This is a genomic window from Donghicola sp., assembly GCF_025210255.1.
GTDB lineage: Bacteria > Pseudomonadota > Alphaproteobacteria > Rhodobacterales > Rhodobacteraceae > Donghicola > Donghicola eburneus.
This window is the reverse complement of sequence record NZ_JAOARZ010000009.1, coordinates 93,676-106,729: the sequence shown is the minus strand read 5'-3', so window position 1 is coordinate 106,729 and position 13,054 is coordinate 93,676. Positions and strand designations below refer to the sequence as shown.

The window sequence follows — 13,054 nt, the reverse complement described above, 5'->3', positions numbered from 1 at the left end:
TTAGGCGGGCGTGAAGTCTACTTTCTGGTCCTTCTTCTCCGCGGTCTCGTTCAAAGACAGCTCAATTGGTGTGTCGCTGGCAACAACGAATTCGCTTAGATCGGTCTCGGGGCTCGGTTCGTCGATGTAGTCGCTCAGGCGGAAGATGCGGATCGAATCGCGCAACGTGGCTGCCTGTGCAGACAGCTCTTCGGCAGTGGACGACAGCTCCTCGGAGGCGGCCTCGTTCGCCTGTGTCGAGCCATCAAGTTCCAAGATCGTCTGGCGCACGCTCTGCGCTCCCATCGAGATTTCAGCGTTAGACCGCGAAATACCCGCCACAAGGTCGGATGTCTGTTCGATTGCCGTGACCAGCTTGGACAGCATTTCGCTGGCGTTCTGGGCTGCATCGACGGTGCCATGAGAGATCGCGCCGATTTCGGTTGCGGCATACTGGCTGCGCTCGGCCAGCTTGCGCACTTCCGAGGCGACAACCGCAAACCCACGGCCATGTTCCCCCGCCCGAGCGGCCTCGACCGCAGCGTTCAGGGCCAGCAGGTCGGTCTGTCGTGCGATCTCTTGGACGACTTCGATCTTGGCCAGGATATCGTGAAGGGCAGACATGGACTGGTTCACCGCGTCGCCGCTCTGGCGTGCCTCAATCGCTGCTTCGGCTGCGAATTTCTCAGTCTCGGCAGCGTTCTCGGCCGTTTGAGCGATGTTGGCCGTCATCTGTTCGATTGCAGCGGATACACGCTCGGTCGAACTGGCTTGCGTGGTCGCTGAGGTGCGCAAATCCTCGGAGGTTTGTGCCATCTGGTTCGACCCGATCGCCACATTCTGAGCACCCGTCGACACTTCGCCGACGATCCCGCGCAGACTCGTCACCATTCGGTTCAAGTTGTCCAGCAGGTCGCCAATCTCGTTTCTGTCGTTGTGTCGTGCCGTCTGCGTCAGATCCCCATCTGCTACGCGCGCGCTCAGGTCATTAGCCTTGCGAAAACCGCGGGACAGGGTGGACACGGTGCTAATCGAAGACACGATAGAGACCAGAGCTGCGACAGTGAGAAGACCGATTGCAATCATCCGCGCTTGGTCAAAGGTTTTGGCTGATTGGACCAGTGCGGCGTCCATCGCCTTGCGTTCCTTGTCCAGAATGCCGCCAATCAGCGTGGCCATTTCGGAGTCGACGATAGAGCTGTTCATATAGAGCAACTCGCCTGCTTTGGACGCTCCGCCAAAGGTCAGGACCTGCATGACCTTCTTGTTGATCGTTTCCAACTCGTTTCGCAGACCAGAGTAACGGTCCAGCAGCGCCAGCGTCTCGGGCGAGGCCCCGTCGCGCGCTTTGGCTAAACGGTCGTCGAGTTGCGCGCGGTTCGCCTTGAGTTCCGCCTTGAAGGACCGGCGCTGCTCTTTGGCGTCGAGCAACAGGTAATCCCGCATGATGCGCTGGATCACGGCTTGGCGTTCGGCAAGCTCATCAAAGATTTGCACACGTTTGAAATTCTCGTTCACGATGGCGTCGCTGTTGGCCTGAATGCGGCTGAGTTCATAAAGAACCAGAACCCCCATGCCGACGAGAAATGCGAATTGCAGGAGAAACGTTACCACAAGGCGAAACTTGAGAGACAGGCGCATGGATGGGCTCCAAAGCTATCGGCTACCCCAATGGCATGCCGAGTGGACCGGAAGAGTGATCTATAGCTTAACCGCAGCGCGCAGACCGCCGCTCCGTGCATCGGGCTGTTTCACCTGTGAAAAAGTAGGCTCAGTTTTGGCACCCCACCCAGAAGTGTGTGGCCGCTGGTGATCGCCCGATGGCTCTACGCAATTGACCGGAGCGCCGGAATTTGAGAGGCCTTGGCCAAGTTATTCCGGAGCATTCCTATGTCGAAACCGATTTTTGTCCTGAACGGGCCCAACCTGAATATGCTGGGGACCCGCCAACCCGAAGTCTACGGCTATGACACGCTGGCTGATGTTGAAGCCAAGTGCCGTGCATTGGCGTCGGAGCATGGGCATGATCTGGTCTTTGCCCAGAGCAACCACGAAGGCGAAATCGTCGAGCTGGTTCAGCGCGCGCGGCTCGAGGCCTGCGGGATCGTGATTAATCCCGCCGCCTACACGCACACGTCGGTCGCGATCCGAGATGCACTCGTCACCTGCGAGATGCCTATCTTTGAAGTGCATATTTCGAACGTGCATGCGCGCGAAGCTTTCCGTCACCATTCTTATGTCTCTGATATCGCGACCGCTGTGATCGCCGGTCTGGGCATCGAAGGTTACATGGCCGCGCTGCGCCGTCTGGTTCAGTTGGTCTAACGTTCCCATCGGTACGAGGCGTCCATTATCGGAAACCCCTGTTCCCATGGCAGACATCGAAACGCCCCTTTCGTCAGAAAGCGGGCGTTTTTTCGTTCCGATAGGGCAGGGGATCGGGATACTCGCCCGCACGCCTCAGGTTCGGGGTGGACCTTGGAATTGGAGCAGAACCCGTATGGACGCTGCAGATACTCTTTGCCGCTCGCAACAGCGCAGGACGCTAATCGCAGGTGATCTGGCGTTTTCCGACAGATTCTTTCCAAAACGACGCGCTAGGAATTGCTTCAGGAAAGCTGCTCTGCGTCACCAAAGGGGAAACCACGCGGGCCGAGGCGCAGTTCTACGCCAACACTTATCGTATTTCACGCTCAAGACGACCGCTCAAGGATCACACGCATGACAAAGTATGCTCTGACCGTCACCTGCCCCTCGACCCGCGGGATCGTGGCCGCCATCGCAAACTACCTCGCCGACAAAGGCTGCAACATCACCGACAGCTCGCAGTTTGACGACAAGCAAACCGGCAACTTCTTTATGCGCGTCAGCTTCAGCAGCGAGAAGGGCAAAGAACTGCCCGAGCTGGAAGAGGGCTTTGGAGGTCTGGCGGGCGAGTTCGACATGGACTTCACCTTCCATGACGAGTCCGAGAAGATGAAAGTCGTCATCATGGTCTCGCGTTTTGGCCACTGCCTGAACGACCTGCTGTACCGCTGGCGTATCGGCGCGCTGCCCATCGATATCGTGGCGGTGATCTCGAACCACATGGACTACCAGAAGGTCGTCGTGAACCACGATATCCCCTTCCATTGCATCAAGGTGACCAAAGAGAACAAGCCTCAGGCCGAGGCGCAGATCATGCAGGTCGTCACCGACACCGGCGCCGATCTGATTGTTCTGGCGCGCTACATGCAGATCCTGTCGGACGAGATGTGCCAGAAGATGTCCGGCCGCATCATCAACATTCACCACTCATTCCTGCCCTCGTTCAAAGGGGCAAACCCTTACAAGCAGGCTTTTGAGCGCGGCGTGAAGCTGATCGGCGCGACATCGCACTACGTCACCGCCGATCTGGACGAAGGTCCGATCATTGAGCAGGACATCATCCGCGTGACCCATGCGCAGAGCCCCGACGACTACGTCTCGCTGGGCCGTGACGTCGAAGCCCAGGTTCTGGCCCGTGCGATCCATGCGCACATTCACCGTCGCGTCTTCCTGAACGGCAACAAGACCGTGGTCTTCCCCGCGAGCCCGGGGTCCTACGCGTCTGAGCGCATGGGCTAAGCGTCCGCCACAATTAAACTCTGCAAGGCCTGCACCCAGTGGTGCGGGCCTTTTTCTTGCCCAATCTTCGCCTCAAAGCGGTGCGGTTGCCCGAAAACGCAGCTATGCGACCGACAAAAATACAAAATAGAGAGCAGGGCCTGAGAGCTAAATACTGCGCATCCTCGTCTATACGAAAGAGAAATGGCACGCCTCCTATCTCAATTTGCGAGTGGGGCTCTTTCTGATGAGCTATCTAGAAATCGTAATTATGAATAACGGATATGGTCCGGAGGACTTCCTTTGCGGAAGGGCAGAATACGAATTGGGCGCGAAAAACAAAAGGAAAACGACGAAATTACAGATTCGCGATGCGCATGATCATGGACAGAAACTCGATTCTTCGGGCCTGTGGATAATCCGGAAATTCTGCGCGAGACGCCTGTGTTAGAGCAGGAAGCTCGTGCGATCCGCTCCTGCTCGCGTCTGGAGAGTCGTTGCAACAATCTTTGTGATCGGAATGTACTGTTGCAAAAATATAGATCAAACGGGCTAGGCTTCGGTGATTTCCGCCCTCCTATCCATGCGAATTGTCCGATAGAGCGTGATTTAGGCCACAATGGGCCCCGCTTCCCCAAAAATACTGGAGATTGTGTCCAAAAGGGGGTAGCTTCAGTACCAATGGTAATAAGGCCACGCGAAAAGACGGGCCTATTTGAGGCGGAGCAGAGCAATGCAGTCAGTTGACTATGTCGTCAAGGACGGCACAGGTATTTATCGTGGTGGCTTAGCAGGGGAGGGCGGTCAGACCGTTCTTCAAGTTACAGGTGGCCAGGAGATTTCTCTGAACTTGCGTCGTGATTCAGTCATGAATTACGTTCGTGAGGGGGCCAACCTTCAAATCGCGCTGGCCGACGGCCGCGTGATCGTGCTGCAAGATTATTTCAGTGGCGCGGAAAACAAGCTTTTCGTATCGGCCGACGGTGAACTGTCGCAGGTGATTATCACCGGCGAAGAAGGCGCGTCGACCTTTGGTGGATACGCAGACGTTGCGACCTGGGGCAAGTGGAGCCCGTCGGACGAACTGATCTTTGTCGATGGCGATGAGATTTTCGCCATGGCACCCGAAGATGACGAAGCCGTCGCGATGCTGGCACCCGCCGCACTCGCAGGCCTTGGACCGGCAGGTCTGGCGGCAGCGGGTCTCTTGGGCCTTGCGGCCTTGGCCGATGGCGATGATGACGATGGCAGCGGTGATGACTCGACCAACACGCCGGTCGTGCCCACCGTCGATCCAGGTGATTACACTGTCACCTCGGACGAAGAAACGCAGTCGGTTCCGATCACCGGCACTGCGCCTGCAGGCTCGACAGTTGAAGTTGTTATCGGCGACGTGACCCTGACAACCACCGCTGATGACGATGGCAACTGGGCCGTTTCGACCGAACCGGGCAATATTCCGGACGAAGGTAGCCACATCGCCGAGGTGACCATCACCGACCCCGATGGCACCGTGACCAACCTCGAAGGTCCGTCTGTCTTTGTCGACACGATTCCGCCGGAAACCATCATTACCGATGGTGCTGTTTCGACTGACGACGTGTGGAACGAAGAGGAATATGAAGATCAGGATGGCGTTCTGATCGTCGGCGAGGGCGAGCCGGGTTCTACCGTTGCACTGACCATTGACGGCACCACGCGTGACACCGTCGTTGCGGAAGACGGCTCTTGGAGCATCGCCTTCACCTCGGATGAAGTAGCGGACGGCGACGCGAACCCTGACGGTACGCGGAACACCCCGATCACCATCGTTTCGACCGACATCTACGGCAACTCGATCACCACGACCGATGAGCTGGCGCTGGATACCGAGACCTATGTGACCGCTGACTACGAGTCCTTTGGCAACGAAGGCACTGCGTATGATGACGACTTTACTGCGAATGCAGAAGAGGTCGCAGATGACGGCGTGACCCTGACCGGGACAGCCGAAGCCGGCGCAACCGTGACCATCCGCGTTGGCGGCGAGCAGGGCACCACGGAGTACACCGTCACTGCAGACGACACTGGCAACTGGGAACTGGTTGTGCCCGAGGACGAGGTCACTTTGGGCGACCGCTACGACGTGCCGCTCTACATCTATGCGACCGACGACGAGGGTAACACCGCAGTCGAGGGCAACCCCGATGCAGATCCCAACGATGGCACCGTCAGCGCGACCGGCACCGTTTATGTTGACACCGTTGTGACCAATCTGGCCATTGATGATCTGACGCCGACCGGCACCGTCTTCAATTCCGAAGACACAGCGGATGGCCTGACCCTGACCGGTACTGCTGAAATCGGCGCGACCGAGGTCTACGTGACCCTGAACGGCGATGACAGCACCCAGACGCTGGCGACGGTTGATCCGACTACTGGTGAATGGACTGTGACCTTTGACGCTTCGGTCGTTCCCGAGGTGAACAACGGTGAAGTTCTGGTTCAGCTGGACGTGACCGACCTTGCGGGTAACACCGACGGGATTGGCGACGACTACGGCGATGATACCACCATCACAGTCGACAATGTGGTCCCCGAAACGCTGAACGCTGGCTTCATCACCATCTCGCAGGACAACGTGAACACCGTTGGCTTCCGTACCACTGGTGAGAGCGAAGAAGTGCAGGTGTATTCGGTCAGCGAAGAGGGCGCGACTGCAGAAGTTGCGACCACTGCGACTGAACTCGCAACCTACACCAGCGTTGACTTCGCAACGGGTATCAATGGCACCTTGGGCAACGACGCGATCCTCGAGAACTCGGACGACGCAGGCAACTCCTCTTCGGTGTACATCGCATTGCCAGACAACGACGACACCGCAGTCGACACCGATTGGACGGGCCTTGACGAGTTCAACATCGACTCGATCGACCTGTCGTTCCTGTCGGATGCGACACTCGAACTCACCGAAGAGCAGATCCAAGGTCTGTCTGACAATGGTGACACTGTCACGATTGCGGGCGAAGGCGACGATACCGTCACCGTGACCGGCGCAACCGCCACCGGCGAGACCCAGACGATCGATGGTCAGACCTACGATGTCTACACAGTCGGCGACGATGGCGCGACCATCGTGGTGGACGAAGACATTCAGTTCAACACCTGATCATAACGAGCAAGACAGGGCGGCGCGGACCACGCGCCGCTCTTTGAGGCCCGCACCGAACTAAAAAATCATAACGGTGCACGAGCGGAGTTCTGAATACATGAGACGGGCAGCGACCCTCGCTGCCAGCGTTGCCGTCTTTGCGCTGGCTGGCTGTTTCGGTAAAAGTTACGAAGAGACCCATGGGTCTCCGTTTGCGTCTGGTGCTGCCGAGCCGGATGCGGAAATGATTCGAGAGCAGCGCTCTGAAATCATTGCCACCCTTCAAGCGCGTGAAAGCCTGCTGCCTGACCAAAGCCCGTATGACACCGTGGCCGATGCAGTGATGGCTGCGAACGCACGAGCGGCCGAGGCCGAGTTGCGTGCCGCGCTTCTGCGTTCCAAGGCTGCAGACAAGAACTGGCTGCCGCAGTTGGGGCCGTCGATCTCCTTGACCAGCATGAGCGATTTCGTTGCGAGCCTGTTCATCGAGCAGGTGCTGTTCGACAATGGCAAGCGCAAGGCCGAGCGAGAGCTAGCCCGTGCTGACGTCGAAGTCGCCGCTGTCACCCTGTCCGAGGACAGCAACCGCCGTGTAATGACCGCGCTGGAGCTGTACCTTCAGGCCGAAAAGGCCCGCGCCCGTGTCGGGATTACCCGTCAGGCCGCAGCTGATATGACCGAATTCATGCGCATCATGGAAGCGCGTGTGGCGGGGGGTGTATCCGATACCTCGGACGAGCAGGTGCTACGTCTGAAACTGGACGAGGCACGCGAAACCCTGAATGCTGACTTAGAGGCAGAGCGGACCGCGCTGGCCGAATTGGCCGCGATGTCGGCGTATCCGTTGGACCACGTGACTGGCGTGGCCGACGTGCCGATGTTTCCTGCAGGTGTGCAGCCGCTGGACGTGCTTCGTGCCCGGGCCGAGATGGAACGCGACGTCGCCGAAACCAAGATTGAGCGCGCTGGCTTCTTGCCGTCGCTGACCGCTGGCGGCACCGCGAGCAATGTGAGCACCGATTTGGGTGTCACAGTAGAAACCGATAATCTGATCGGTCTGGGGACCGGCGCCGCGTTGGGCGCCATCGAGGCAGACAAGAAAGCTGCCGCGGCCCGCATTGAACAAGCGCAAGAGGACTCGGATCGCAAGATTGCCCGCCTGCGTGAATACCTCGCGTCGCTTGACCGTCAGAGCGCGAATACTGGGACACTGGCCCGTCAATCGGTCTCGAACTATCGGACCTTTCAAGAGCAGTATGAGGCTGGCCAGCGTCAGGTGATGGATGTGGTGAATGTTTACGAAACCATGGTTTCGCGCCGGCTCGAACATGTCGGGCTGAAGTACGACGCGATCCTGACAAAACTGCAGATGGCCGAGGAATTCGGTCTGTTGGTAGACGGGGATGACGTATGAGCAGCAAGGCACCCATCGCACTGACCGTACAACCCGGTGGCAAGGACGCCGGAGGAAAAGCCAAGGCGGTTCTCCCGCCCGACGTCACGCCGCCCAAGAAGGCGGCGAATCCTATTCTGGGCATCGCCCAAATCGCGACCAAGTGGGCAACCAAGCCCAAGGCCGACCCCGAGGGCAGAGCCAAAGCGCGCGCCGATCTGGCTTCGGTCTACGCTGGATATCTGGGGGTGAACGTCCCGCCGCGTGATATTCTGGACGCGATGATGAAGTCGGGCTCGGCCGATGCCACCCAGCCCAAAGCGCTGGCAGCCGGTCTGCAAACCGCGGGTCTGCACACCAAGATCATGACCGTCGGCGCATTGACGCCCGCCCATTGGCCCGCAATCGCGCAGATGGTCAGCGGTCAGTCGATCCTTGTGCTGGATCAGATCGGCAGCGAAGTGGTGATCTACGACACCTCTTGCGTCGACAATCGCGCCTATGTGCCCCTGACCGAGTTCGAACCATTCTTCGCCGGTGTTCTGATCCGAGCAGAAGTCAGCGTCGAGCAGATCAAGAAGATCCACGCCCCGACCCAGGATGAATCCCACTGGTTCTGGGGAGAATTCCCCAAGTTCAAGCGCCAGATCGGCGAGATCGCTTTGGGATCGTTGATTGCGAACATTCTGGCCGTGTCGGTCGCACTATTCTCGCTGCAGGTTTATGACCGCGTGATCCCGCACCAGTCCGAGGCGACCCTCTGGGTGCTGGCCATCGGCGCACTGGTGGCCTTGGGGCTAGAGGCGATGATGAAGCTCGCCCGCGCGCGTCTGATGGACTCGGCTGGTCGCCAGATCGAGCTAAACATTCAGCGCATGCTAATGGAAAAGCTTTTGGGCATGCGCTCGGATCGCCGTGGAGTGTCGTCCTCGCAGCTGTTTGGTGCCATGCGCGAATTCGGCTCTGTCCGTGAATTCTTCACCGCGGCGTCCATCGGATCGCTGGCGGATCTGCCGTTCATTCTGGTTTTCCTGATCCTCGTCGCCTCGATCGCCGGTAGTGTGGTTTGGGTGCTGGTAATCGGCGGCATCCTGATGGTCGTGCCCGGCTTCTTCTTGCAAAAGAAGATGATCAAGCTGACTCGTGAGAGCCAAGGGGCGTCTACCCGCTCTTCGCGTTTGCTGCATGAGACCATCTTTGAACTCGATACCATCAAGACACAGCGCGGCGAAGATCGCATTCGCCGCCTTTGGATGGAGTTGACCGGTCTGTCCTCGATCAAGTCGGGCGAACAGCGCCGCATGGCGACCGCGCTGACCTACTGGAGCCAAGGCATCCAGCAAGCGACTTACATCGCAGCGGTTGTTACAGGCACCTATCTGGTCTTTATCGGTGAATTCACAGTGGGGTCGATTATCGCGGTCGGCATCCTGACCAGCCGGACACTGGCTCCTTTGACACAGCTCGCGGGAACCTTGGCCCGCTGGTCAAACGTTCGCGGTGCACTTGATGCACTGGACGCGATTGCCGAAGCCGAACAGGACTTGGCCGATGGCCGCACCTACCTGCGCCGCGATCAGCTGGAAGGCAGCTTCGAATTCCGCAACGTCCAGTTCAAGTACGACAAGGACAGCGCGCCCATTCTGGACATTCGCGCCTTGGCCATCGGCAAAGGTGAGTCCGTCGCAGTTCTGGGTGTGAACGGCTCTGGCAAATCGACCTTCCTCAAGCTGTTGTCCGGCCTGTATGCGCCGACCGAAGGCCGCGTGATGATTGACGGTGTGGACATGGGGCAGATTGCGCCCCGCGACCTGCGCCGCAACATAGGCTACTTGGGTCAGGACGTTCGCCTGTTCGCAGGCACCCTGCGCGAGAACCTGAACCTGCATCAGCTAGAGCGCGACGACGAGCGCCTGTTCGAAGCCTTGGATTTCGCGGGCCTTGGCCCCTTTGTCAAAGGCCACCACAAGGGTCTTGATCTAGAGATCACCGATGGCGGGCAGGGCCTGTCCGTCGGTCAGCGCCAGTCCATCGGTTGGGCGCGGATCTGGCTGCAGAACCCCCCGATCGTTTTGCTGGACGAGCCGACCGCGTCGCTGGACCAAACGCTCGAAGCCACTCTGGTTAGCCGTCTGGACAGCTGGCTCAAGGGACGCACGACGATTGTGGCAACGCACCGTCTGCCCATCCTGTCGCTGACCAAGCGCACATTGATTTTCCAAAATGGCCGCATGGCTGTGGACGGACCCCGCGAAGAAGTTGTCGCCCATCTGACAGCCAACGCGGCAGGCAAGATCACGAGGTAACCCATGACAACCCTCTCGACAGAATTCGAGGGCCGCACACGCGGCCCGAGCCGCATCATCTGGATGACAGGAGCGGTTCTTATTGCGTTTATCGTGTGGGCCGCTTTGGCACCCTTGGATGTGATCGTGCGCGGTCAGGGCGAGATGATCTCTTCATCCCGCCCTCAAATCATTCAGAACCTCGAAGGCGGCATTCTGGCCGAGCTCTATGTGAAAGAGGGCGATCAGGTCGATCGTGGGCAGATGCTGGCCCGCTTGCACGGTACCCAGTTCAAGTCCGAGGTGGACGACATCGCAGCGCAGGTCACCGCGCTAGAAATTCGCCGCGCACGCCTTGAAGCCGAGTTGGCTGGCGAGTTCTCTTTCGAAGTGCCCGCCGCAATGCAAGAGGCCGCCCCCGAGATCGTGGCATCTGAACGTAAGCTGCTTGAGGCGCGACAGTCCGACTACGTCAAAAGCCGTGATGGCGCGCAGCAGGTGCTGAACCAAGCCAGCGAAGAGCAGGCTCTGCTCGAAAAGCTGCTTGAGCGCAAAATCGTTGCGCTGATCGAGGTGACCCGCGCGCGAAAGGCGACTGCTGACGCGCAGAAGCGCTATGACGAGATCGTCACCCAGACGGATCTGCAGCGGGCAGAGAGCTATTCAGAGACGCTCAAAGAGTTGAACACCCTAAAGCAGAACCTGAAGGCCAGCCGCGACCAGTTGGACCGGACGACCCTGATCAGCCCCATGCGCGGTGTGGTGAACAATCTGGCTGTGACGACCATTGGTGGCGTTGTGCGCTCTGGCGAAGAGATCATGCAGATTATCCCAATGGACGATGAGCTGTTCGTCGAAGCCAAGATCAAGCCCAAGGACATCGCTCAGGTCCGTCCGGGTCAGAAAGCCACGATCAAATTGAGCTCTTATGACTACACGATCTACGGTGCCCTGAACGGCGAAGTAGAGTTGGTGTCTGCGGACACCTTCAAGGACGAACGTTCCAGCGCGCCCGATGGCGATCCGCACTACAAGGTCACCGTGCGGGTTGATCTGAGCAACCTGACAGAACGCCAGCGCGAGATCGAGATGCGTCCCGGCATGCTGGCCACGGTCGAGCTATACACCGGCGAAAAGACTGTCCTGCAGTACCTGCTGAAGCCCCTGTACAAGTCCCAAGAGGCGCTTCGCGAACCCTAAGTCCCCGCCCTCTTACCTCGTCGGCGGAATCACAAGGCCCGGGTGTTCGAAGCCCGGGCCTTGCGTCGTTCTGGGGAAGGGGTCAGGAAGCTGTGTCGACCCAGATGGTGACCGGCCCGTCGTTACAAAGGTGCACCTGCATGTCAGCACCGAACTGACCATTTTCTACGTGCACACCTAGCTTGCGCAGAGCCTCGCTGAAGTACTCGTACAGTGCGTTGCCCTCGTCGGGGCGGCAGGCGGTCGAGAAACCGGGACGGTTGCCGCGGCTCGTGTCGGCGGACAGGGTGAACTGGCTGACCACCAGCGCGGCCTTGTGGGTGTCCATCAGGGACAGGTTCATCTTGCCTGCGTCATCCTCGAAGATGCGCATCTTGCTGATCTTGGCCGCTAGTTTATCGGCGTCCGCTTCGGTGTCGCCTTGCATGCCACAGATCAGGATCATCAGGCCGGCGTCAATCTTGCCGACGGTCTCGCCCGTGATATCGACGCGGGCTTCGGAAACGCGTTGTAATAGTGCTCTCATAGCTCGTGGGTCCAGGGCGGGTTGGCTCCGGCCCGGCTGACCGTGATGGCCGCCGACCGTGCCCCAAGACTTAGCGCGTTCGCAATCACCTCGTCGGACAGGTTTGCGACCCCTTCCTTCGACAAAACGCCAGCCTGCTCCAGCGACGCCAGAACACCAGCATTAAACGTGTCGCCCGCGCCCACAGTATCCACAACGGTCACAGTGTTCGCAGCCACATCTACGCGGCCATTCGCGGTGTAGCCCGATGCGCCATCCTTGCCGCGGGTGATGCAGACCAGCTTGGGGCCCATCGCCAGAACCTGTGCGGCGTTGGCGTCGATATCCTCGCCGCCCATAAGCCACGCCAGATCCTCGTCCGACAGCTTCACGATGTCGGCCATGCCCATCATGCGGTCGATGCGCGCGCGATAGGCGGCCTCGTCCTTGATAAAGCCGGGGCGGATGTTCGGATCGATCATGGTGACGCGCTTTGCCGCCTCGCGGGTCATCAGCGCCTCGTAGGTCGCGCCGCAGGGTTCGACCACCAGAGAGATGCCGCCAAAGAACAGCGCGTTCACATCGTCCGCCAGATCGGGCAGGGCGTCGGTGGGCAGCATACGGCCCGCAGTGTTTTCGTCGTAGAAGGCATAGGTCGCGTGACCGTCCACCAGTTTGACAAAGGCCACGGTGCAGGGCGCATCGGCGCGGTGGACGTACTGGGTGGACACCTTGGATGACTCCAGCGTTTCCGCCAGCAGGTCGCCAAAGAAGTCGGCGGCCAGACCGGTGAACATCGCCACCGGTGCCCCGAGGCGGCCCAAAGCAATCGCGGTGTTGAACACCGCGCCGCCTGCATGGGGGGCAAAAGCGTTTTCGCCCGTCGTCGCCTGACGGGGCAGCATGTCGATCAGGGATTCTCCGCAGCACAGGATCATTGGGGGCCTCACTTGGTCATGTTTGCGCTACCAATACTC

General features: G+C 59.3%; 9 protein-coding genes. 6 read left to right on the top strand and 3 right to left on the bottom strand.

Annotated features, from left to right (window positions below; all coding sequences use genetic code 11):
* Entirely contained in the window at positions 1–1,620 is a 1,620-nt protein-coding gene (locus N4A58_RS02330; RefSeq protein WP_293707440.1) for a methyl-accepting chemotaxis protein, read from the bottom strand.
* 249 nt (positions 1,621–1,869) lie between these two features.
* On the opposite strand from N4A58_RS02330, the gene aroQ reads away from it, so the two are divergent.
* The 6 genes from aroQ (at position 1,870) to N4A58_RS02300 (ending at position 11,572) form a co-directional block, all read left to right on the top strand.
* A complete protein-coding gene (gene aroQ / locus N4A58_RS02325; protein ID WP_072707476.1) occupies positions 1,870–2,304 on the top strand; it encodes a type II 3-dehydroquinate dehydratase in 435 nt (144 codons plus the stop codon).
* A 396-nt stretch (positions 2,305–2,700) separates the two neighbouring features.
* Positions 2,701–3,585: a formyltetrahydrofolate deformylase gene (gene purU / locus N4A58_RS02320; protein WP_293707439.1), complete on the top strand. Its 885-nt coding sequence runs from the start codon at positions 2,701–2,703 to the stop codon at positions 3,583–3,585.
* A 712-nt stretch (positions 3,586–4,297) separates the two neighbouring features.
* Entirely contained in the window at positions 4,298–6,712 is a 2,415-nt protein-coding gene (locus N4A58_RS02315) for an Ig-like domain-containing protein (protein ID WP_293707438.1), read from the top strand.
* Positions 6,713–6,812: 100 nt separating this feature from the next.
* Positions 6,813–8,108 (top strand): TolC family protein, encoded by a 1,296-nt coding sequence (locus tag N4A58_RS02310; RefSeq protein ID WP_293707437.1) that lies wholly within the window; start codon positions 6,813–6,815, stop codon positions 8,106–8,108.
* Positions 8,105–10,393, top strand: coding sequence for an ATP-binding cassette domain-containing protein (locus N4A58_RS02305; protein WP_293707436.1), 2,289 nt, complete (start codon positions 8,105–8,107; stop codon positions 10,391–10,393). Before N4A58_RS02310 ends, N4A58_RS02305 begins: the two co-directional genes overlap by 4 nt.
* A 3-nt stretch (positions 10,394–10,396) precedes the next feature.
* Entirely contained in the window at positions 10,397–11,572 is a 1,176-nt protein-coding gene (locus N4A58_RS02300; protein ID WP_293707435.1) for an HlyD family type I secretion periplasmic adaptor subunit, read from the top strand.
* An 82-nt stretch (positions 11,573–11,654) separates the two neighbouring features.
* Here N4A58_RS02300 and dtd read toward each other — a convergent pair whose 3' ends face one another.
* Together dtd and N4A58_RS02290 are read right to left on the bottom strand one after the other, a co-directional pair.
* Complete coding sequence (dtd, locus tag N4A58_RS02295; RefSeq protein WP_293707434.1) at positions 11,655–12,098, bottom strand: D-aminoacyl-tRNA deacylase; 444 nt, start codon at positions 12,096–12,098, stop codon at positions 11,655–11,657.
* On the bottom strand, positions 12,095–13,015 hold the full coding sequence (locus N4A58_RS02290) for a carbohydrate kinase (protein WP_293707433.1): 921 nt from the start codon (positions 13,013–13,015) through the stop codon (positions 12,095–12,097). Before N4A58_RS02290 ends, dtd begins: the two co-directional genes overlap by 4 nt.
* Between the last annotated feature and the right edge of the window lie 39 nt (positions 13,016–13,054).